The organism is Winogradskyella jejuensis, assembly GCF_900129745.1.
In the GTDB taxonomy this organism is placed as follows: Bacteria; Bacteroidota; Bacteroidia; order Flavobacteriales; family Flavobacteriaceae; genus Winogradskyella; species Winogradskyella jejuensis.
Map to the genome: position 1 here is coordinate 520,167 of NZ_FQWS01000001.1, position 20,773 is coordinate 540,939.

Sequence of the window (20,773 nt, forward strand, 5' to 3'; positions counted from 1 at the left end):
TAAGCAGATTATTTCTTAAAACGCTTTAGAAACTGTGCTGCTTCTTTAGCATTTGTTTTTTCGGCATGTCTTAGAGCCGTTAAACCTTTATCACATGTGGTGTGTATTTCAGAACCAGATGTAATTAAAACCTTAATAACGTCTACTCTATTGAATCTCGCTGCGTAATGTATAGGAAGCATTCCGTTAGATTTTACATTAACATCTACGCCGTTTTGCAATAGTTGTTTTACTTTTTCTACATCGCCTTTGGCAGCAGCTGTGCATAACGCACTAACTTCAATCGTATTCTCTACGATAGTTAAAGATTCTGGTAAATTTTCGAAATTTGAAGCGTTAACTGTTGGTAATGATAAACATAACGCTAAGGCTAATACTGTTACAGATTTTTTCATGATGAATGTTTTTTGATTGATAAATGATTTATTGATATACTAAAGAGACGATTAATTTTTCGGTCTGTTACATCATAAAAACATAAATAACAGTTCTTTAACGCTTTGTAAACAAATATGTTAAGGTCTTCACAATTAACTTAAACCACACAATATTCTACTTTCAAGAAGATTAAAAAAAGATAAAATGAAATTTTTCTGAAGATGAAATTTGATATCCTTCCGTAAGTATTATCTTTGATATTCACTAACAAATTACCATGAATAAGAAAGTAATTCTCATGATTTTGGATGGTTGGGGCATGTCTCCAGACCCAAAAGTTTCTGCTATAGATAATGCCAATACCCCTTTTATTGATTCGCTTTATACTAAATACGCAAATGCGTCATTAAGAACAGACGGCTTACATGTAGGACTACCAGAAGGTCAAATGGGAAACAGTGAAGTTGGTCACATGAATTTGGGTGCTGGACGAATTGTCTATCAAGACTTAGTGAAAATTAATCTAGCTGTTAAAAACAAAACGCTACAAGAAGAGCAAGTGCTTAAAAATGCTTTTCAGTATGCAAAAGAAAATAATAAAGCCATACATCTTCTTGGATTGGTAAGCGATGGAGGCGTGCATTCTCATATTAATCATTTATTCGGGCTACTAGATGCTACAAAAGAAAACGATTTAGAGAATGTATATGTACATGCGTTTACTGACGGAAGAGATGTAGACCCAAAGTCGGGCTATGGTTTTATTACAGAGCTTGAAGAAAAACTAGAAGAAACCAACGCAAAGCTAGCTACTGTAACGGGTCGTTATTACGCAATGGATAGAGATAAGCGTTGGGAACGCGTAAAAATAGCATACGACGCTTTAGTTAATGGCGAAGGAAATAAAACTTCATCCGTACTAAAAGCTATTGAAGAAAGTTATGAAAATGACGTTACAGATGAGTTTATTAAACCTATCATAAATATAAATTCTGAAGGAAATGCTATTACTACCATAAAAGAAGATGATGTTGTTATTTTCTTCAACTTTAGAACAGACCGAGGACGCCAACTAACAGATGCGCTTTCGCAAAATGATTTTCATGAATTTGGAATGCATAAACTAAAGTTACACTACGTGACTTTAACCAATTATGATGAAAATTTTAAAGGTATAAAAGTTGTTTTCAATAAAGATAACTTAACCGAAACCTTGGGTGAAGTATTAGAGAGACACAACAAAACACAAATTCGTATTGCTGAAACTGAAAAATATCCGCACGTGACATTTTTCTTTTCAGGTGGACAAGAAGAACCTTTTAAAGGTGAAACTCGCATATTAAGAAATTCTCCAAAAGTTGCAACTTACGATTTAAAACCAGAAATGAGCGCTTACGAATTACGTGATGCTTTAGTCCCCGAACTCAATAAAGGAGAAGTTGATTTTGTTTGTCTCAACTTTGCAAATGGCGATATGGTTGGGCATACAGGTGTTATGAGTGCTGCAATAAAAGCATGTGAAGCTGTTGATCAGTGTGTTGAAGACGTTGTAACTGCCGCGCTAGATAATGACTACACCACTATACTCATTGCAGACCACGGTAATTGCGAGACTATGATAAATCCCGACGGTACACCAAATACGGCACATACCACCAATCCAGTACCTGTAATTTTAATTGATAAAGAATTGAATACTATTAAAAATGGTATTTTAGGTGATATTGCGCCAACAATTTTAAAACTCATGGGAATTGAGCAGCCTAAAGCTATGACACAACAATCATTGGTATAAAATGACTTTTAAAGAAAAACTCATATTAGCAATAGATTTTGACGGCACCATCGTTGAAGATGCCTACCCAAACATTGGAAAACCTCAAATTTTTGCTTTTGAAACGCTTAAAAGACTTCAAGATGACGGTCATCGGCTTATACTGTGGACCTACAGAGATGGTAAAAAGTTAGAGGAAGCTGTTGCGTTTTGTAAAGAAAATGGCATTGAATTTTATGCTGTAAACAAAAGCTTTCCAGAGGAACAATTTTCAAAAGAAAGAAGTCCAAAAATACACGCAGACTTCTTTATAGACGATAGAAATATCGGTGGATTTATTGGTTGGGGAAAAGTTTATCAAATGATTACAAATGAAATCCCAAATATTGAAAAACCAAAATCTAAGAAAAGGTTTTTCGGATTATTCAGATAGTTTTATATCAAATCGAAATAAGCTTTGTCTATAGCTTCTCTATGGTCTGGATGTGCAATTTCAACTAAAGCTTTCACACGCTCTTTTATTGTTTTTCCATATAAATTAGCAATACCATATTCAGTAACTACATAATGAACATGAGCTCTCGTTGTCACAACTCCTGCACCTAGTTTCAAATTTGGCACGATTCTACTAATACCTTTTCGAGTAACTGAAGGTAAAGCTATTATAGCCTTTCCGCCTTCACTCAAAGAAGCACCTCTTATAAAATCCATCTGACCACCAACACCAGAATACATTCCGGACCCAATAGAATCTGCACAGACTTGTCCAGTAACATCTACCTCAATAGCCGAATTAATAGCCACCATTTTAGGATTCTGTTTAATATATGCAGTATTGTTCGTATAATTAGATGCTCGCATCTCTACAAACGGGTTATCATCTACATAATCGTACAATCGTTTAGATCCCATCAAGAATGTGGTAAGTGCGCGACCACGATTAATCTTTTTGTAATTTCCATTAATGACATCTTTTAGAATCAAATCAATAACACCATCGGAAAACATCTCGGTGTGTAAACCCAAATCTTTATGATTGGTTAGGCGCGTCAACACAGCATTTGGTATAGAGCCAATTCCCATTTGAAGCGTACTTCTGTCTTCAATTAAGCTAGCCACATTGTCTCCTATTTTACTTTCAATTGCTGTTGGCTCAGCCATTTCGTGAGATGGCAATTCGTCATCAGACTCTACAAAATAATCAATTTCGCTATGGTGAATAATTCCAGCACCATGCGTACGTGGCATATTTTTATTCACCTGAGCAATAACAACTTTAGCATTATCTATTGCGGCTAAGGACGCTTCAACCGAAACACCTAATGAGCAATACCCGTGTCTGTCTGGCACAGATACATGTATAAGTACAACATCCAATTCTATAATTCGCTGCTGAAAAAGACGCGGTAATTCGCTTAAAAATACAGGTGTATAAGAACCATTTCCTGCTTTTAAGGTGTGTCTTACATTCTTTCCTATAAAAAACGAATTCACATGAAAGCTATCCTTTAATGCGGGGTCTGCATAAGGCGCTTCACCTTCGGTATGTAGCTGGCATATTTCAACATTACGTAACTCCTCATGTCTTGCAGACATGGCCTTTATTAACTTCTGCGGTGCTGCGGCTGCAGCTTGTATATATACTTTATCGTTGGATTTAATTACTTTTACTGCTTCTTCTGCCGAGACTAACTTATACATAATGGTCGTTTTATTTATACAAAAGTAAAGATAAGACACAGGGATAAAGCTGTCAAATATCATGTTTAACCAAAAAAGAATAACTTGTTAATTTTAGTATCTTTGCGCTCCAATACTGAGTAAAATGATTGTTGCAAAAACAAAAGAAGAAATAGAATTAATGCGTGAAGCTGCGCTTGTAGTTTCCAAAACTCTAGGTGAAGTTGCCAAGGCTGTAAAACCTGGAGTAACATCGCTTGAGTTGGATAAAATTGCCGAAGAATGCATTAGAGACCAAGGTGCAATCCCTGGGTTTTTAGGATTATACGATTTTCCTAACACTTTATGCATGAGTCCGAATTCTCAGGTAGTTCACGGTATTCCTAATGATACGCCTTTAGTTGAAGGCGATATTATTTCTATAGATTGTGGGGCCATAAAAAATGATTTTTACGGTGACCATGCTTATACTTTTGCTATAGGTGAAATTGCACCTGAAACTCAAAAACTTTTAGAGGTTACTAAAGAGTCGTTATACGTTGGTATTCGGGAATTTAAACTCGGTAATCGTGTAGGTGATGTTGGCCATGCCATACAAAAGCATTGCGAAGCTCATGGTTATGGTGTTGTACGAGAATTAGTTGGTCATGGTTTGGGTCGCAAAATGCATGAAGACCCAGAAATGCCAAACTACGGGAAACGTGGTCGTGGAAAAAAGTTTATTGAAGGTATGGTTGTAGCCATAGAACCTATGATAAACTTGGGTACGCATCGCATAAAACAACATAGAGATGGTTGGACGATTACCACTTTAGATAACAAACCTAGTGCGCATTTTGAACACGATGTTGCTATTGTTGATGGTAAACCAGAATTACTATCAACCTTTGCTTATATCTACGATGCATTAGGAATTGAGAGTAATGAGGAAGAAGAGTTTAGACAAAAGGCTTTAGTGCTTTAATGAAGCGTTTTTTCAAATTCATATTAAACACAATACCAAGACCTTTATTGATTAGGCTGAGTTATATTGCTCGACCTATAATGGCTTTCTTTTTAAGGGGAAACAATTTTACCGATCCCATTGATGGTAAAAGTTTCAAAAGCTTTTTACCATATGGTTACGGCGAGCAGCGCAATAATGTATTATCGCCTTCTACATTAAGCTTAGAAAGACATCGCTTATTATGGTTGTATTTACAAAATGAAACAAATTTCTTTAAAGCAGAAAAGAAAGTCCTTCATTTTGCACCAGAACAATGCTTTTTAAAACGTTTCGGAAAATTAGAACATCTCAATTATACAACCACTGATTTACTATCTCCTATTGCAGATGTAAAAGCAGATATTTGCAATCTCCCTTTTGAAGATAATAGCTACGATATTATTCTTTGCAATCATGTTTTAGAGCATATTCCAGATGATACCAAGGCCATGCAAGAATTGTATCGCGTAATGAAACCAGGTGGTTATGGTATTTTTCAAATTCCGCAAGATTTAAATCGTAAAACGACTTTCGAAGATAATACGATAACTGATAAAGCCGAACGCGCTAAAATATTTGGACAATACGACCACGTTCGCGTTTATGGGCGTGATTATTTTGATAAACTTCGCTCTGTTGGCTTTAAGGTTGAAGAAGTAGATTATACATCTCAACTTTCAGAAAAAAACATTGAAAAATATTGCTTGGCCAAGGGCGAAATTATTCCTGTGGTTTATAAATAATTATTACTCAGGGAAATTATTCAAACTCAATGTTTGTAATACATCATTTTCATCTAAGTAGATAAAATAAACCTGCAACTCAGGATGCGTTTTTAAAAAAGTCTTAGTCCCTTCTACTCCAAGCGCTTGAAAAGTAGTTGCATAACCATCTGCTAGCATAGCGTTTGGTGCAATTACGGAAACACTTAATACATTGGTTTTCGTAGGGTAACCTGTTTTGGTATCGATAATATGAGCATAACGATTACCATCTTCATCAACTTTGAACTTTCTGTAAGTACCAGATGTTGCCATACCCTTATTAGTCAAAGTAATGGCTTTAGAATAGGATTTTGACCCGTCAAAGTTAGGGTCTTCTATACCTACTGTCCAGCCTTTTTTACTTTCTTGATTAATACCTTTTGTTCGTAAATCGCCACCTATATCTACTAAATAATCCGTGACACCTTCAGCTTCTAAAAACTCAGCAATAACATCAATTCCATACCCTTTTGCAATAGCATTGAAATCTAAATAAGCAGAATCTGGTCTAATAAATCTATTTGGTGTTTTTACAACTCTATCAAAACCTACATGAGTCATTAACCTAGAAATAGTTACACTATCCGTTAAAAATTTGTTGTCTTCTGGACCAAAACTCCATGCATTGACTACATTACCTATAGTTGGGTCAAAAACACCTTTAGACTCTTTAAAAATCTTTTTTGAGGTATTAAAAACAGTTATAAAATGCTCATCCACTTCTACAGATTCGTTTCTATTCCATTTAGATATATCTGAATTTGGAATGTAGGTAGAAAGGGACTTATTAATAACTCCAAACAAACTATCAAACTGTTTTTCGTAGTTTTCATCTGCTTTAGAGTAATATTGAATATTATAACCAGTCCCAAACACAGGTCCAGATAATTTTATGTTAGTTGGTTCTTTTTCAGCACATCCTAAAAAAAGGCTAACTATACTTAAGACAAGAAAAACTCTTTTCATTTAAATTTAATTTAGGTTGGTTTCTATAACTTGAATCCCATTGTATTCAATTAAATACTCTTCGTTAAGATAAACGGGTAAATCTTCCCCTTCAGGATTACCTAAGCCTACACCAGCGTATAATACTTTAGCATTTTTTTTAAAGGCGTGTTGCTTAAACGTTTCCATCCAAACTACATCATAATTATTGGGATTATCTGGTAATAAAACAGCTCTTACGATTACAAAAAACCATTCACCATTTTTATCAATACAGACAAACTGGGGATGTTTTTTAAGTTTACTATTAATGGCTACAAACTCAAAACCACGAGATTCTAAATCCTTCCCCACGTGGTTCATGGCAAGGTTATGTAATTCTTGTTTTGTTAGTGCTTTACTCATCTATAAATCTCACAAACTTAGAATTTGTAAAGGTAAAGCCTGGCACAGAAATTTCCGAATTTAATTGTAGTTTATACCAAGGTGAAATATCGGTATCATCCAAATTTTTAAGCAGATGAATACTTTGAGCAGGTGTATTCCCTTGAATAAGTAAAAAGAGTCTTTCCCCAGCTTCGTTTTCTATGACGTCAGCAATCATAATCACATGGCCAGGAAAACCACCAACAATGAGCATATCACCAATCTTTAGGTCTTTAATAGATTTGATTTTTTTTAATTCGTTATTTAAAGACATAGTACCTGAATAGGTGTAAATTAAATTGAGGTATTTGTAGAAATTGGTTTTAGAATTATTTGCGGCTGTTGTTTTATGAAAGCTTACTTTATTACCATTAATCTTTGGTCTGTAACCTTGAGCGTATTTTTTCCAAGAACAATAATGTCCGCTAGTAAACTCAAAACCTATCTTATCTTTTTGATTGGTTTTCCAGAGGTATTCGCTACGCAATCTAATTAATGCATCTGCACATTGCTGTAAACCATTACTTGGCACATCGATATCTAAGACACCTACATGACCTAACTGATAGAAATACGGCTCTCCATCATAATTAATCACTTTTGCGCCATAATTCTTGAGTTCCTGATGTCTTATGTAATACTGAAAAGAAGATGAATCGTAAACTATACGTTTGTAATTCTCTGGAGCTTTAACTCTGTCTTTAATGGTGGATCCGTTCTTATTGAGATACGTTGGTTTTGTTATAACAGCTGCCACTGTTTGCTTTACTGGCTGAAACTGTAATGCAAAAACAGCTATAATCAGAACTAAAAAAAGAAATACGAGTAATTTTTTCATCACTAGCAAGAACGATTAAAAATAGAAGTTTCGTATTAAATCTTTATTTTTAATCGCATGAAGCACTATCCTATTTCCAAACGTATTGGCCTTTTTCTTGGACCTTTACTTTTTTTAATTCTTCAATTATCATCTTTACGACTTATATCTATCAACGCTGATACCGTAATTGCAGTGGCGTTATGGATGGTCATTTGGTGGATTACTGAAGCCGTTTCAATATCAGTAACCGCACTACTACCGTTATTACTTTTTCCGTTATTTAAGATTATGCCAATGGCAGACGTTGGGGCTAATTATGGTAGTCCTATAGTATTCCTATTTTTCGGTGGTTTTGTATTGGCCTTAGCTTTAGAAAAAGTGAACTTACATAAGCGCATAGCTTTAACCATTATAAAACTTACTGGAACTTCTCCCAATCGCGTTATTTTAGGCTTTATGATTGCTACTGCTTTTATGAGTATGTGGATAAGCAACACCGCAAGTACAGTTGTAATGCTGCCCATAGCAATGTCTGTTATAAATCTTTTAATTAAAGACGAGGATGGCTTTACCAAGGCCGATAAGAATTTTGCTTTAAGTGTTATGCTGGGGATTGCTTTTTCGGCAAATGCTGGCGGCATTGCCACAGTAATTGGAACACCTCCAAACTCGGTATTAATTGGACTTTTAGAGAATGAATACAACACACAAGTTTCTTTTGTAAAATGGATGTCTTTTGGTTTGCCCTTCTCTATACTACTTATTTCAATAGTTTATCTTGTATTGGTAAAATTTCTATTTCCGTGTAAAGCATTGGTTTTTGATGCTTCAGCTTCAGTAATCTCGGATGAATTAAAAAAGTTAGGCAAGTTGACTTCAAAAGAAAAACATGTTCTTATTGTTTTCTCGGTTATTGTATCGCTATGGATATTTAGAAGTGTTATCAATTCCCTCTTACCAAGCTTAGGGCTTAGTGATACAATGATTAGTGTTTTTGGTGCAATAGCCTTGTTTGCTATTCCTCATAATCTTAAAAAAGGGGATTTTGTGTTGCAATGGAATGACACTCAAAAATTGGCTTGGGGAATACTTATACTGTTTGGTGGTGGCTTGGCTTTAGCGAAAGGTATGTCTGCTAGTGGTATTGTAGATGTAGTAGCACAATCGATTTCTAATGCCAATATTGGCATACTCATCACAGCTTCGTTATTAATACTACTTATGCTTTTTATGACTGAGCTTATGAGTAATGTAGCACTTACAGCCGTTTTGGCTCCTGTTGTTGCTGGTATCGCTTTAGGATTAGATATTCCCATACTGCATTTATTGATTCCTGTGACCATAGCAAGTAGCTGTGCATTTATGTTACCTATGGCCACACCGCCTAATGCTATTGTTTTTGCAAGTGGTTTTATCAAAGTGCATCAAATGGCAAGAGCGGGGATTATTTTGAATCTGATTTCCGTAGCTTTATTAATATTACTATTTCAGTATGTAATGCCAGTGGTTTTTTAGCTAACTAAAAATAATATTATGCGCATATCTAGATATATAATACCGCTTCTTTTAATTGTTCTTTTTAATTGCAACAATAAACGACAATTACCCGACCCTTTAGAAGCTGGCTGGAAAAACAAAAACGTTTGTAAAGTATTAGAAGAAAACAAAGAGTTAAGAGTTCTAAAATGTAGGTTTCCGCCCAATATTGGGCACGAATTACACTACCATAATCCACATGTAGGTTATACCATTAGCGGAAGTAAATTTAGAATTAAGGACACTACAGGTATACGGGAAGTAAACGTGCCCTCTGGGTATTCATTTTCAAACGACAAAATAACCTTCCATGAAGTTTTGAATGTAGGCGATAGCACAGCAGTTTTTCTAATTATGGAATACAGATAAAAATTGTTTTTTAAGTTTTTTGTATCTTAATACTCCGAAAAAGAAAAATCTATGAAAACTTCAAATCGTTTTGAAGCTGCTATAAAAAAACTCTATATAGCGTTTCACAATAACACATTAAATCCAGAGTGTTGCAAACAGTGTGCTGTAGGAAATATTCTTAACAACACAGAAAGTTGGAAATATTTATCTGATGACCATGGCTCTACTCAATTAAATTATATAGGGAAATTTCATCAAAATTTGGGTCGCCGATTTAATGGTTATACACCTTTAGAATTACTTACTATTGAATCTATTTTTTTGAAAGCCTGTGGCTATAAACTACCCTTACATTATAAAAATGGGAGACCAGATAATATCAAAGATAAAGATGTGCTATTTAAGGGGCTCACAGCAGTGATTTCACACTTATGTAGACTCGAAGGTATTGCAAATATTATGGATTACTCAAAGCTCTTTGAATACGAAAATGATAAACCTAAGTTTGAGTTAGAGTTTTAAACTCAGAACGTCATAAAACAAAAAGCCAGTGCTATAGCACTGGCTTTTTGTTTTATATAATTTAAAGACTATCCTCCAAAGTCATCGAATCTAATATGCTCATCTGGGATACCAAAATCCTCGCCCATTTTCTGAACAGCTTGGTTCATTAATGGAGGTCCACAGAAGTATAATTCTATATCTTCTGGTGCATCATGATGGTTAAGGTAATTATCAATCACACAATTGTGAATAAACCCTACAAAACCATCTCCAGCTTCGTCATTGATATCTTTTTTAACTTTCCAGTTATCTTCTTCTAAAGGCTCAGAAAGCGCCATGTAGAACTTAAAGTTAGGGAAGTCTTTTTCTAATTTTCTAAAGTGCTCAATGTAGAACAACTCACGTTTAGAACGTCCACCATACCAATACGTAACTTTACGACCAGTCTTAATTGTTCTAAACAAATGATATAAATGCGAACGCATTGGTGCCATACCTGCACCACCTCCTACGTAAAGCATTTCACTTTCAGACTCGTTAATAAAGAACTCTCCATAAGGTCCAGAAATGGTTACCTTATCTCCTGGCTTTTGCGCAAAAATATAGGATGATGCAATACCTGGATTAACATCCATCCATTGGTTTTTAGATCGGTCCCATGGCGGCGTTGCTATACGTACATTAAGCATGATTTCACGTCCCTCAGCTGGGTAAGAAGCCATAGAATATGCACGTTCTACAGTTTCAGTGTTTTTCATAACTAAAGGCCATAGACCAAACTTATCCCACTCAGCTTGAAACTTATCTGGAGTCTCATGCTCTTCTGGGTGCGCGGTAATGTCGATATCAGAATACTTAATTTCACATGGTGGAATTTCAATCTGAATATAACCACCGGCTTTGTAATTCATATCCTCAGGAATCTCAACAACAAACTCCTTAATAAATGAGGCTACGTTATAGTTACGTACAACGGTAGCTTCCCATTTCTTAATTCCGAAAACTTCTTCTGGAATTGTGATTTCCATATCCTGCTTTACCTTAACTTGGCAAGCTAAACGTGCGCCATGTTGTAACTCCTTACGAGAAAAGTGAGGCGTCTCTGTTGGTAATGCTTCTCCACCACCAGATAATACATGACATTCACATTGAATACATGTACCACCTCCACCACAAGCAGACGGTAAAAACACTTTGTTATTTCCCAAAGTTGAAAGAAGCGTACTTCCTGAAGCAACTTCTATTTCTTTTTCACCGTTAATTGTAATCTTTACTGGACCTGATGGTGAAAGCTTTTGCTTTACTACCAATAATAGACTCACTAATACCAAGGTAATTAATAAAAACGCCGCAACTGTTGCGATAACTGTTCCTGTTGTTCCTGCTGCTAAAATCATACTTAGTCTATAGTTTTAGTGTTTTCAGCTAATGTCTTAGCCTCTTCAGTTTGTTCTTTTTCTATCTTAATAGCTTGCTCCGTTTTTGGTGCTTCTGCCTCTTCATCTCCTCCCGTAAGCATTCCTCCAAAACTTAAAAATCCAATTCCCATTAAACCTGTAATAATAAATGTAATTCCTAAACCTCTTAAAGGTGCTGGTACGTTAGAATATCTAATCTTCTCACGGATAGCCGCAATTGCTAGTATTGCTAAAAACCATCCAATTCCTGAAGACACTCCATAATTAAAAGCTAAGCCTAGAGTTTCTATCTCACGAGATTGCATGAATAACGAACCACCTAAGATGGCACAGTTTACTGCAATTAACGGTAAGAAAATACCAAGTGAGTTGTATAACGATGGAGAAAATTTCTCCACCACAATCTCTACCAACTGAACCATTGTTGCAATAGTTGCGATAAACATAATGAAGGAAAGAAAACCTAAATCATAATCGGCATATTCTGCACCTAACCATGACAGTGCTCCTGGTTGTAATAAATATTGGTCTAGCAACCAGTTTAAAGGCACAGTTATAGCTAGTACAAAGATAACTGCGGCTCCAAGACCTACAGCAGTGGCTACCTTCTTGGATACAGCTAAATATGAGCACATACCTAAGAAAACAGCAAACACCATGTTATCTATAAAAATCGACTTGAAAAATAATTCGATGTGTTCTATCATTGTCTTTTATTTTAAATTCTTTTATAAAGAATATTAATCTTCGATTAAATCTTTGTTTCTACTACGTTGTACCCAAATAATTAGACCTACAATAATTAAAGCCATTGGTGGCATTAACATAAATCCGTTGTTTTCGTAACCTATTGAGTAAACACCTGTCTTCTCGATTGGGTCTCCTAATACAGGAATTCCTAATAAAGTACCAGAGCCTAATAATTCTCTAAAGAATCCTACAATTATTAAGATAACTGCATAACCTAAAGCATTACCTATACCATCTAAGAAGGATTTCCAAGGTCCATTACCTAAGGCAAAAGCTTCAAAACGCCCCATAATAATACAGTTAGTAATAATTAAACCAACAAATACAGAAAGTGTTTTACTTAATTCGTAAGCGAATGCTTTTAATACTTGGTCAACTATGATTACTAATGAGGCTACAACAATAAGCTGTACAATAATTCTAATTTTTGAAGGAATAATATTTCGCATTAACGAAATAACAACATTACCTACACCCAAAACGAATAATACGGCAAAACTCATAACTATAGAGGCTTTGAGCTCTGCTGTAATTGCTAATGCAGAACAAATACCTAATACTTGAATTGTAATAGGGTTATTATCTGCTAACGGGTCCGTGATTAACTTTGCGTCTTTTTTTGAAAGTAGTCCCATATTAATTTAAAGTTTTAAAGTAAGGTAAATACAATTTTAAATCGCTTTTTATCATTGCAGAAACACCATCACCTGTAATAGTTGCGCCTGCTAATGCATCGACTTCATAATCGTCTTTAGTTTCATTTTTTGGGTCATTATTTCCCTTAGCTACAGTAATACCTTTAAATACTCCTGCTTCAGTTAATAAACGCTCTCCGTAAAAGTCGTCCATAAAGTAACGTTGCTTAATATTTGCACCAAGACCTGGAGTTTCACCAGCATGATCGAAGAATGTACCTCTAACAACCATATCTTCATCTAAAGCTACATATCCCCAAATAGCATCCCAAAGTCCTTTCCCACGAATAGGTGCGACATATACCTTCTTTCCTTCTTGCTGTCCAACAAATAATGGTAAAAATCTAGATTCTCCATTTTTGTAACGTGCTTGTTGCTTCTTTACATCTATTAAATAAGGCTCTTTCCCTCCGTTAGCATCCATGAATTCTTGACGCGTCATTGTTTTAACAATTTCTCCATCTTTCACTTCGATTACCAATTGCTCTGAGATGTTAGTTTTAAAAGCTTCAGCTACTTTATCAGTAGAGACAAACGTGATATCTCCATCACCTTCGTTAGCATTTACACCCATTGCATAAAGAATGTTTTGTTGTTTTTCCATTCTTTTATTTTCATCAATATTTGGCGCAAGAGACGATGCTGTAAAGGCCAATAAAGACCCAACAACTAATACCATTGCTACTGCAAATATGATGGTGTACGAATTTTTATCTGTATCGACTGCCATAATTATGCTGCTTTTACTTTTACACGTTTAAGTCTACGCTTCACATTACCTTGAACCACATAGTGGTCAATAGTTGGTGCGAAAACATTCATTAATAATATTGCTAAGAATACGCCTTCTGGGTATGCTGGGTTGAATACACGAATCATAATAGAAATAAATCCTATTAAGAAACCATATATCCATTTACCCTTATTAGTTTGAGATGCCGTTACTGGGTCTGTAGCCATATAAACTGCACCAAATAGTATACTTCCTATAATTAAATGTTGCCAGAACGGAACACTCATTAATCCATAAAACTTACTTGATTCTCCAATCCATCCAGCATCTACTACGCCATTAAAAATTAAGCCCATGGTTAATGCGCCGATTAATGTAGAAAGTATAATTCTCCAGCTTCCAATTTTGGTGAATATTAAAAATAAAGCTCCGATGATAATCAAAAACTTTGAAGTCTCACCTACTGAGCCAGGAATAATTCCCCAGAACATATCCCAATAATCGATTCCTGCAAGAGAACTATTTTGAGCATAAGCTCCTAATAATGTTTCACCTGAATATGCATCTGGTGTCCCGGCAGCTGCTGTTGCGCCGTGCACCCATACTTTATCTCCTGACATCCATGTAGGATAAGCAAAGAATAAAAATGCTCTGATGGTTAGTGCAGGATTAAGAATATTCATTCCTGTACCACCAAATACTTCTTTACCAATAACAACACCGAATACAACGGCTACTGCAAGCATCCATAGCGGAATATCAACAGGAACAATTAATGGTACTAGCATACCCGTAACTAAGTAGCCTTCTTCTACTTCGTGACCTTTAATAACAGCGAATAAAAACTCAACTGCCAGACCAACACCGTAAGACACAACGACTAATGGCAATACTTTAACAATACCTATCCATAGATTATCAAGGGTCCAGAAAGAAGCCCCTAAAAATCCATCTGCAGATTCTATCATACCTTGAGCAAGGTAATGTTGGTAACCCGCGTTAAACATACCAAAAATTAAACATGGTACGAGTGCTAAGATTACTGTATTCATTGTACGCTTTAAATCGTCCGCAGCTTTTATGTGCGTTCCATTGTGCGTAGTTTCGTTTGGTGTATACAAAAACGTAAATAAGGCATTAAAGGCAGGAAGCCATTTCTTATCCTTATTCTTCATTTTAAAACTGTGTAAATTTTGTTTTAAACCCATTATCCTATCTCTTTAAGCATTAAGTCTAATCCTTCTCTAATTATTTTTTGATGTGGTTGTTTTGACACACAGATAAATTCTGTTAATGCAAAATCCTCTGGTGCTACTTCATACATTCCTAAAGCTTCCATTTCATCCAAATCTTTGTACATACAAGCCTTTAAGATTTGTAATGGATATATATCAAGTGGAAAAACCTCTTCGTAATTCCCCGTAAGTACAAATGCACGGTGTTCTCCGTTTGTATTCGTATTTAAGTCATACTTTTTCTTTGGATTTAACCAAGAAAACGTCAGTGCACGTGTTGTAGATACTTTATTGAAAATTGGCTTATTCCATCCAAAAAATTCATAATCGTCACCTTCAGGAATAACTGTAATAACATTACTGTAGTAATCTAAATTTCCATCAGGATTGATTTCTTTTCCAGATAATACATTTCCAGAGATAATTCTATCATTACCGTCTTTGTCTACACCATTGTCATAAACCATAGTTGCTACCTCAGCACCTATTTTAGTTCTGAAATAACGAGGTCGTTTTACAGAAGAACCTGCTAAAGCAACAACGCGCTCTGCATTAAATCTTCCTGTTAAAAGTAATTCTCCAATTATAACAAGGTCTTGAGCATTTAACGTCCAAACCACTTCACCTTTGTTAACTGGAGCAACCTTATTAATTAAAGTTCCTACGTTTCCAGCAGGATGTGGTCCAGATACTTTGTGAGTAGTTACATCACTTAAGTTAGAAAACACAGAACTTATATCTCTTGGCACAGATATATGCACTTGACCTTCTGTAAGTTTTGCTAGAGCAGAAACTGCTGCTTGCAATTCTGCTTCTTTTCCTTCAAGAACATAATCTAAATCTGCCGCCAAAGGCGCTGAAGCATAACCAGAGATAAAAATATCTCTAGGCGTACTGTCTGCTTTTGCAACAACATCGTAAGGACGCTGTTTTATAAAAGCCCAACAACCTGATGCCAACAAATGTGCTTTTACTGCGTCTGCGTTAGCATTTGCATCTAACTTAGCATACTCTGCATAAATTTGCTCTTTGTCTGCATTAATTTTTATGCCGTCTATTCTACGCTTTGGACCACGCTGTACTTCTGTTACCTCACCTGATACTGGCGATACGAACTTCATATCTTCGTTTTCCTTGTTGTAAAATAATGTTTCCCCTGCCTTTACTCGTGTACCTTCTTTGGCAACTAGTTTTGGTGTAATACTGTGAAAATCTTCTGGCCTAATAGTGTAAGTATTGCTAATAATAGCATTTTCGGTGGTCTTTTCGGCTTCACCCACCAATTTAATGTCTAAGCCTTTTTTTACTCTAATGTCTTTGGACATATGTCTTAAGATTAGTTATCTAAAAAATCGGTGCAAAAATACGAATTAAAGGCTAAATAATCTGAAGCAATCTCAAAATTTTTAGTTAATTATTAACCTCTAATGAGTGAGAATGTTGGTTTGTCTAACTATCCTAATTAATTTTGAAGAAAACCCACAAAAAGATTAAACAAGCACTTTGTAATTTTAGCCAAAGAATAAGGCACGGAATTTGATTATCTTTGTAATTCTTAACAGAAACACCAAGCATGATTAAAAAATCGCTTTTATCTATAATAACCTTAGCTTTTTACTTTTCAAGTTTTTCTCAAGCTGAGGAAATTCTACCTCCAGATTTTATAAAAACAATAACTTTTAAAGGGAGTACAAATCAAGCACAATTACCTATCCTAAGATTAGGTGAGCCTTTTACATTAGAGTTTGATGCTTTAACTGGTAATGAGGAAGATTTCTATTATAAAATCGAGCATTTTGATTTTGATTGGAAGCCTTCACTTTTAGTAAAAGGTGAGTATCTTAAAGGTATTGACAATGTTAGAATCATTAATTATTTAAATTCTGAAAACACCTTTCAAATCTATTCGCATTACGATATAAGGATTCCTAATCAGCAAACCAGAGGCTTGCTTAAGTCGGGAAATTATATGATTACGGTCTACGATGATTATGATGAAGTTATGTTTTCTAGAAAGTTTATGGTCGTAGAAGATATTGTAACTGTTGGTGTTCAACCAAAACGCACTCGTAATTTTGAAACTATAAACGAGAAGCAGATTGTAAATTTTAAAATTAATTCAGGTAGTCTCAACCTAAACAATCCGCTAGAAACCATCAAAACATTAGTTATTCAAAATAACAACCTTAAAACTGCCATCACCAATCTAAAGCCACAGTTTGCAACTGGCAGAGAACTCATATATAGGTATGACAAAGAAGCCTCATTCTGGGCAGGAAATGAATACCTAAACTTTGAAAGCAAAAACGAGCGCGCAGCCAATTTAGGGGTTCAGTTTATAGATTTAAAAGAGCTTTATCATAACTATTTATTTAAACAAATAAGCAGAAAAAACAGACCCTACACTTGGAATCCAGACATCAATGGTAACTTTCTTATCAATGCTATAGATGTAGACAATGTAGATGTTGAAGCAGATTATGTGGTTACTCATTTTACATTAATTTCTGAGGAATTCCCAGGCAAGGACGTCCATGTTTTTGGTAATTTCAACAATTTTGAAGTTGAAGACATGAATCGTATGTTTTACAACAGAGAGCGCGGTCAATACGAATGTGACATTAAACTAAAGCAAGGGTTTTACAACTATAAATTTGTAACCGTAGATTTAGATGGAACTATTGACGAAGGTGCTATAAGCGGAAACTTCTGGCAAACCGAAAACAACTACAAAGTTCTTGTTTACTACCGTGATTTAGGAGCGCGTTTTGACCGTTTGATTGGTTATGGAGAGGCTAATTCTGAGAGAATTACAAATTAATAAACTTTTTTCTTACCGAGAATTTGTAAGTATCTTCACTGCATTGAGACCTATTCTCAAATTACACAACAGATAAAATATGCATCAAGACCTCGAGTTATTTTCAGAACTTTGTGATTTTCTTTTAGATGAAGAAAAAAATAATCCCGTTGCAACGCCAATAGCCACTTCAGAATTATTTGAAAAGTTAGATTTATCTTTAAAAGACGAGGGTGTTGTTGACCAAGACCTAACTTTAGCTTTAAAAGCTATTATAAAACATACGCCTAAGACGGCTTCAACATCTTTTTTTAATCAATTATTTGGAGGACGTAAGGGTAAGGCTTCACTGGGTGATTTATTATCTGTGATGCTAAACAACAGCATGTACACCTACAAAGTTGCGGGTCCACAAGTGGGTCTTGAAAAAGAAATTATCTCACAAATTTGTAGACTTTCGGGTTATCCAGAAGGTAGCGGAGGCACTTTAGCTGCAGGTGGTTCTATGACTAATTTCATGGCATTACTCATGGCAAGAGACCATAAGTTTCCTGAAATTCGTACTGAAGGCACAAGACAAAACATTACTTTATACACTTCTGAAGCTTCACATTATTCAATAGCGAAAAATGCAGCACTAGCTGGTATTGGTAGTAATAACGTAAGACTTATTAACTGCAACGCTAAAGGCGAAATGAGTGCAGAACATTTAGAAGAAGTCATTGAAAATGATGTTAATAAAGGTTTTATACCCTTTTTTGTCAACGCAACTGCTGGCACAACAGTTTTAGGTGCCTTCGATAATATTACAGCTTTAAGTCAAGTATGTAAAAAACACAATATATGGTTGCACGTTGATGGCGCGTATTGCGGGAGCGTTATTTTTAGTAACCGATACAAACATCTTGTAAAAGGACTTGAACTCACAGATTCTTTTAGCCTTAACGCCCACAAAATGTTAGGCACACCTCTTAGCTGTTCTATAATAATAACAAAACATAAAGAGCAATTACACCATTCTTTTTCTAATGAAGCAGAATATCTGTACCAAACAGATGGTGATGATTATAACCTTGGAAAAACCTCTTTACAGTGTGGACGCAGAAACGATGCGCTGAAGTTATGGACACTTTGGAAATCTGTTGGCACCAAAGGATTAGAGAAAATTGTTGACCATCAATTTGAGTTGGCTCAATTTGCAAGAGATTACATAAATAACCACCCCGATTATACATTAAACAGTTTTGACGATTCTATCTCGGTGTGTTTTAATTATAAGGACGTCCCAGCCAATACGCTATGCACAGCACTTTACGAAGATTCTAAGCTTATGGTTGGCTTTGGAAAGTTTAGAAACACTGAATTTGTAAGAATGGTTACCATTAATACTGTTTTAGAAAAAGAAGATATCCTTAACTTTTTTGAAACTATTGAGACCTATGTCTCTAAAGAATTGTTAAAAAACAGCCTATCATAGACTTATAGCATTTAACAAATAAAAAAATACCTTATCTTCGTTTTCGAACAAAAAAAGCAATGATACAACAAGTTACAAGCGGAATTAAAATTTCTGTAGAAACTGAATTTGAAGGTACATTTTATAAAAATTATAAAATGAACTTTGCATTTGCTTATAAAATCACCATCGAGAACCAAGGTAATGACGTCGTACAACTCAACTCGCGTTATTGGAAAATAAAAGATGCCTTAAATAATATCGAAGTTGTTCGCGGTGAAGGCGTCATTGGCAGAAAGCCCATTCTAAAACCTGGCGAATCTCACACTTACAGTTCTGGATGTTTATTAACTTCTCCTTTTGGAAGCATGCATGGTTACTACAACATGATTAATTTTTCAAACTCTAAAGAGTTTAAAGTCTATATTCCTTCTTTTAAGTTGAGTGCGCCGTTTTCTTTAAACTAAGCTTCAAAATCACTTAAATACTCAAATCGATACGTTTTATCATTCTGCTGTATATAGAAGAATCCACAATTGGAATAGTGCACAAATTGATATTCTGAAGTTATATCAAAATCTTCATTATTAATACTATAAAGTCCATCACAGTCTATATTTCCATAAGGTGAAATACGCCTGAAGCGGTATTCACTATTTTTTCCTATATCATAAATCTCAAACCAAGCACCTGCTGCTATGCCACCAAGCCATTGGGCGTGACTATTCTTTTCTTCGTTTTCTTTAGGCTTAATTGTACCGACTAAACTCGGCTTGTAGCCTTTCAATACATCTAAAAATAAACGTCTATTCTCTTTTCCGACAGTAGATGTAAATTCAAAAATTTCGCCTTTATCAGTGACGTGATATACAAAATCTTCAGTATCTGCAATGACCACGTTACCAATGGTACTTGGAGTAAACGATTTAGACTTTACAAGCTTCTTTTTAATCATTTGGTCAGTTACGGAAGCAATTAAAGCATCTGTTACAAATCGTGCACAGTTACAGGCTTTTCCTATAAAAGCGGCATATCTAATAAAACCTTCGTTTTGGCGCTCAGTAATGTGCTTTCTAGCTAAATCGTAATTTACCGCATTACATACCGAAGCATATAAATCACCGTCACCATGAGTCAACTTTGGTTTAGTTGCTAGAAATTTTAAAATCTCTTCTAAATTTACAATTGTATCATTTTCAATTATGGCTTTAATCGGAAAATTTAATTCAAAATCGGTTTGACGTCCTCTGACGCGCCCATTAGGAGATGGTGTAATGTAACGTCCAAAGTCGTGATACTCTAGCACACCTGTTTTTTTATCTATTAAAACTAGAGCTGCGTGCCCAGCACGAACGTGTCTTTTATTGCCTATAAATGCAAATCTTAAAAATTTAGAATACCATTCTTCGGCGTGGGACACGATGGTTTCTGGGTACGCCATGGTAATTATAAACGCGTCTTCTTTAAGCATAAATAGAAAAATAAAAATTTAGATTCTGTAGTCTTTTCTATGGGAAGCAACT

Annotated in this window: 22 protein-coding genes; 10 read left to right on the forward strand and 12 right to left on the reverse strand. The window is 35.2% G+C overall.

The features are described 5' to 3' along the window. Positions 1–8: 8 nt before the first annotated feature. Positions 9–395, reverse strand: coding sequence for an ankyrin repeat domain-containing protein (locus BUB95_RS02570; protein WP_073082620.1), 387 nt, complete (start codon positions 393–395; stop codon positions 9–11). A 260-nt stretch (positions 396–655) separates the two neighbouring features. On the opposite strand from BUB95_RS02570, the gene gpmI reads away from it, so the two are divergent. Both gpmI and BUB95_RS02580 read left to right on the forward strand, forming a co-directional pair. Continuing rightward, entirely contained in the window at positions 656–2,173 is a 1,518-nt protein-coding gene (gene gpmI, locus BUB95_RS02575) for a 2,3-bisphosphoglycerate-independent phosphoglycerate mutase (protein ID WP_073082623.1), read from the forward strand. Position 2,174: 1 nt separating this feature from the next. After that, the gene (locus BUB95_RS02580) at positions 2,175–2,585 is read left to right on the forward strand and encodes a BT0820 family HAD-type phosphatase (RefSeq protein WP_073082626.1); all 411 of its coding nucleotides are present in this window, start codon (positions 2,175–2,177) and stop codon (positions 2,583–2,585) included. Between the two features lie 2 nt (positions 2,586–2,587). Here BUB95_RS02580 and BUB95_RS02585 read toward each other — a convergent pair whose 3' ends face one another. Continuing rightward, positions 2,588–3,853 (reverse strand): acetyl-CoA hydrolase/transferase family protein, encoded by a 1,266-nt coding sequence (locus tag BUB95_RS02585; RefSeq protein WP_073082628.1) that lies wholly within the window; start codon positions 3,851–3,853, stop codon positions 2,588–2,590. A gap of 124 nt (positions 3,854–3,977) precedes the next feature. Between BUB95_RS02585 and map the strand changes: the two genes are divergently transcribed. Further along, positions 3,978–4,796, forward strand: coding sequence for a type I methionyl aminopeptidase (gene map, locus BUB95_RS02590; RefSeq protein ID WP_073082631.1), 819 nt, complete (start codon positions 3,978–3,980; stop codon positions 4,794–4,796). Beyond that, positions 4,796–5,560: a class I SAM-dependent methyltransferase gene (locus tag BUB95_RS02595; protein ID WP_073082633.1), complete on the forward strand. Its 765-nt coding sequence runs from the start codon at positions 4,796–4,798 to the stop codon at positions 5,558–5,560. Before map ends, BUB95_RS02595 begins: the two co-directional genes overlap by 1 nt. A gap of 3 nt (positions 5,561–5,563) precedes the next feature. Here the strand turns inward: BUB95_RS02595 and BUB95_RS02600 are convergent, their stop codons facing one another. Genes BUB95_RS02600 through BUB95_RS02610 form a run of 3 tightly spaced genes read right to left on the reverse strand, consistent with a single transcriptional unit; the run spans position 5,564 to position 7,790 of the window. Next, positions 5,564–6,547 (reverse strand): FAD:protein FMN transferase, encoded by a 984-nt coding sequence (locus BUB95_RS02600; protein ID WP_073082636.1) that lies wholly within the window; start codon positions 6,545–6,547, stop codon positions 5,564–5,566. 6 nt (positions 6,548–6,553) lie between these two features. Continuing rightward, positions 6,554–6,931 (reverse strand): Na(+)-translocating NADH-quinone reductase subunit F, encoded by a 378-nt coding sequence (locus BUB95_RS02605; RefSeq protein ID WP_073082638.1) that lies wholly within the window; start codon positions 6,929–6,931, stop codon positions 6,554–6,556. Beyond that, complete coding sequence (locus BUB95_RS02610; RefSeq protein WP_073082640.1) at positions 6,924–7,790, reverse strand: DUF4846 domain-containing protein; 867 nt, start codon at positions 7,788–7,790, stop codon at positions 6,924–6,926. Before BUB95_RS02610 ends, BUB95_RS02605 begins: the two co-directional genes overlap by 8 nt. A 57-nt stretch (positions 7,791–7,847) precedes the next feature. Here BUB95_RS02610 and BUB95_RS02615 point away from each other — a divergent pair, with 57 nt between their 5' ends. From BUB95_RS02615 to BUB95_RS02625, 3 genes are read left to right on the forward strand one after another with little or no spacing between them, the layout of a single operon-like run. Further along, the gene (locus tag BUB95_RS02615; RefSeq protein ID WP_073082642.1) at positions 7,848–9,287 is read left to right on the forward strand and encodes an SLC13 family permease; all 1,440 of its coding nucleotides are present in this window, start codon (positions 7,848–7,850) and stop codon (positions 9,285–9,287) included. Positions 9,288–9,305: 18 nt separating this feature from the next. Further along, a complete protein-coding gene (locus BUB95_RS02620; protein WP_073082644.1) occupies positions 9,306–9,677 on the forward strand; it encodes a cupin domain-containing protein in 372 nt (123 codons plus the stop codon). A 51-nt stretch (positions 9,678–9,728) separates the two neighbouring features. Then, positions 9,729–10,181, forward strand: coding sequence for a Na(+)-translocating NADH-quinone reductase subunit F (locus tag BUB95_RS02625; protein WP_073082646.1), 453 nt, complete (start codon positions 9,729–9,731; stop codon positions 10,179–10,181). Positions 10,182–10,249: 68 nt separating this feature from the next. On the opposite strand, the gene nqrF is transcribed toward BUB95_RS02625, so the two are convergent. The 6 genes from nqrF to BUB95_RS02655 are packed head-to-tail and all read right to left on the reverse strand — an operon-like array spanning position 10,250 to position 16,319. After that, positions 10,250–11,560, reverse strand: coding sequence for an NADH:ubiquinone reductase (Na(+)-transporting) subunit F (gene nqrF / locus BUB95_RS02630; protein WP_073082649.1), 1,311 nt, complete (start codon positions 11,558–11,560; stop codon positions 10,250–10,252). 2 nt (positions 11,561–11,562) lie between these two features. Next, positions 11,563–12,288, reverse strand: coding sequence for an NADH:ubiquinone reductase (Na(+)-transporting) subunit E (nqrE, locus tag BUB95_RS02635; protein WP_073082651.1), 726 nt, complete (start codon positions 12,286–12,288; stop codon positions 11,563–11,565). A gap of 33 nt (positions 12,289–12,321) precedes the next feature. After that, positions 12,322–12,966, reverse strand: coding sequence for an NADH:ubiquinone reductase (Na(+)-transporting) subunit D (locus tag BUB95_RS02640; protein ID WP_073082654.1), 645 nt, complete (start codon positions 12,964–12,966; stop codon positions 12,322–12,324). Position 12,967: 1 nt separating this feature from the next. Continuing rightward, positions 12,968–13,756 (reverse strand): Na(+)-translocating NADH-quinone reductase subunit C, encoded by a 789-nt coding sequence (locus tag BUB95_RS02645; protein WP_073082657.1) that lies wholly within the window; start codon positions 13,754–13,756, stop codon positions 12,968–12,970. Positions 13,757–13,758: 2 nt separating this feature from the next. Continuing rightward, positions 13,759–14,967, reverse strand: a complete 1,209-nt coding sequence (locus BUB95_RS02650; RefSeq protein WP_073082660.1) for an NADH:ubiquinone reductase (Na(+)-transporting) subunit B — start codon at positions 14,965–14,967, stop codon at positions 13,759–13,761. After that, positions 14,967–16,319, reverse strand: coding sequence for a Na(+)-translocating NADH-quinone reductase subunit A (locus BUB95_RS02655; RefSeq protein WP_073082662.1), 1,353 nt, complete (start codon positions 16,317–16,319; stop codon positions 14,967–14,969). Before BUB95_RS02655 ends, BUB95_RS02650 begins: the two co-directional genes overlap by 1 nt. A gap of 248 nt (positions 16,320–16,567) precedes the next feature. On the opposite strand from BUB95_RS02655, the gene BUB95_RS02660 reads away from it, so the two are divergent. From BUB95_RS02660 to apaG, 3 genes are all read left to right on the forward strand, one after another. After that, entirely contained in the window at positions 16,568–17,815 is a 1,248-nt protein-coding gene (locus BUB95_RS02660) for a type IX secretion system plug protein (RefSeq protein WP_073082665.1), read from the forward strand. Positions 17,816–17,894: 79 nt separating this feature from the next. Further along, positions 17,895–19,271: a pyridoxal phosphate-dependent decarboxylase family protein gene (locus tag BUB95_RS02665; RefSeq protein ID WP_073082668.1), complete on the forward strand. Its 1,377-nt coding sequence runs from the start codon at positions 17,895–17,897 to the stop codon at positions 19,269–19,271. Positions 19,272–19,330: 59 nt separating this feature from the next. Continuing rightward, positions 19,331–19,717, forward strand: coding sequence for a Co2+/Mg2+ efflux protein ApaG (apaG, locus tag BUB95_RS02670; RefSeq protein WP_073082671.1), 387 nt, complete (start codon positions 19,331–19,333; stop codon positions 19,715–19,717). Here the strand turns inward: apaG and BUB95_RS02675 are convergent. Then, positions 19,714–20,721 (reverse strand): DUF6695 family protein, encoded by a 1,008-nt coding sequence (locus BUB95_RS02675; protein WP_073082675.1) that lies wholly within the window; start codon positions 20,719–20,721, stop codon positions 19,714–19,716. The two genes, apaG and BUB95_RS02675, sit on opposite strands and share 4 nt — an antisense overlap. Positions 20,722–20,773 lie beyond the last annotated feature (52 nt).

What these genes read in the sequence shown, in the direction of transcription:
- BUB95_RS02570 (WP_073082620.1), bottom strand. Translation starts at nt 395, where the DNA reads ATGAAAAAATCTGTAACAGTATTAGCCTTAGCGTTATGTTTATCATTA.
- gpmI (WP_073082623.1), top strand. Translation starts at nt 656, where the DNA reads ATGAATAAGAAAGTAATTCTCATGATTTTGGATGGTTGGGGCATGTCT.
- BUB95_RS02580 (WP_073082626.1), top strand. Translation starts at nt 2,175, where the DNA reads ATGACTTTTAAAGAAAAACTCATATTAGCAATAGATTTTGACGGCACC.
- BUB95_RS02585 (WP_073082628.1), bottom strand. Translation starts at nt 3,853, where the DNA reads ATGTATAAGTTAGTCTCGGCAGAAGAAGCAGTAAAAGTAATTAAATCC.
- map (WP_073082631.1), top strand. Translation starts at nt 3,978, where the DNA reads ATGATTGTTGCAAAAACAAAAGAAGAAATAGAATTAATGCGTGAAGCT.
- BUB95_RS02595 (WP_073082633.1), top strand. Translation starts at nt 4,796, where the DNA reads ATGAAGCGTTTTTTCAAATTCATATTAAACACAATACCAAGACCTTTA.
- BUB95_RS02600 (WP_073082636.1), bottom strand. Translation starts at nt 6,547, where the DNA reads ATGAAAAGAGTTTTTCTTGTCTTAAGTATAGTTAGCCTTTTTTTAGGA.
- BUB95_RS02605 (WP_073082638.1), bottom strand. Translation starts at nt 6,931, where the DNA reads ATGAGTAAAGCACTAACAAAACAAGAATTACATAACCTTGCCATGAAC.
- BUB95_RS02610 (WP_073082640.1), bottom strand. Translation starts at nt 7,790, where the DNA reads ATGAAAAAATTACTCGTATTTCTTTTTTTAGTTCTGATTATAGCTGTT.
- BUB95_RS02615 (WP_073082642.1), top strand. Translation starts at nt 7,848, where the DNA reads ATGAAGCACTATCCTATTTCCAAACGTATTGGCCTTTTTCTTGGACCT.
- BUB95_RS02620 (WP_073082644.1), top strand. Translation starts at nt 9,306, where the DNA reads ATGCGCATATCTAGATATATAATACCGCTTCTTTTAATTGTTCTTTTT.
- BUB95_RS02625 (WP_073082646.1), top strand. Translation starts at nt 9,729, where the DNA reads ATGAAAACTTCAAATCGTTTTGAAGCTGCTATAAAAAAACTCTATATA.
- nqrF (WP_073082649.1), bottom strand. Translation starts at nt 11,560, where the DNA reads ATGATTTTAGCAGCAGGAACAACAGGAACAGTTATCGCAACAGTTGCG.
- nqrE (WP_073082651.1), bottom strand. Translation starts at nt 12,288, where the DNA reads ATGATAGAACACATCGAATTATTTTTCAAGTCGATTTTTATAGATAAC.
- BUB95_RS02640 (WP_073082654.1), bottom strand. Translation starts at nt 12,966, where the DNA reads ATGGGACTACTTTCAAAAAAAGACGCAAAGTTAATCACGGACCCGTTA.
- BUB95_RS02645 (WP_073082657.1), bottom strand. Translation starts at nt 13,756, where the DNA reads ATGGCAGTCGATACAGATAAAAATTCGTACACCATCATATTTGCAGTA.
- BUB95_RS02650 (WP_073082660.1), bottom strand. Translation starts at nt 14,967, where the DNA reads ATGGGTTTAAAACAAAATTTACACAGTTTTAAAATGAAGAATAAGGAT.
- BUB95_RS02655 (WP_073082662.1), bottom strand. Translation starts at nt 16,319, where the DNA reads ATGTCCAAAGACATTAGAGTAAAAAAAGGCTTAGACATTAAATTGGTG.
- BUB95_RS02660 (WP_073082665.1), top strand. Translation starts at nt 16,568, where the DNA reads ATGATTAAAAAATCGCTTTTATCTATAATAACCTTAGCTTTTTACTTT.
- BUB95_RS02665 (WP_073082668.1), top strand. Translation starts at nt 17,895, where the DNA reads ATGCATCAAGACCTCGAGTTATTTTCAGAACTTTGTGATTTTCTTTTA.
- apaG (WP_073082671.1), top strand. Translation starts at nt 19,331, where the DNA reads ATGATACAACAAGTTACAAGCGGAATTAAAATTTCTGTAGAAACTGAA.
- BUB95_RS02675 (WP_073082675.1), bottom strand. Translation starts at nt 20,721, where the DNA reads ATGCTTAAAGAAGACGCGTTTATAATTACCATGGCGTACCCAGAAACC.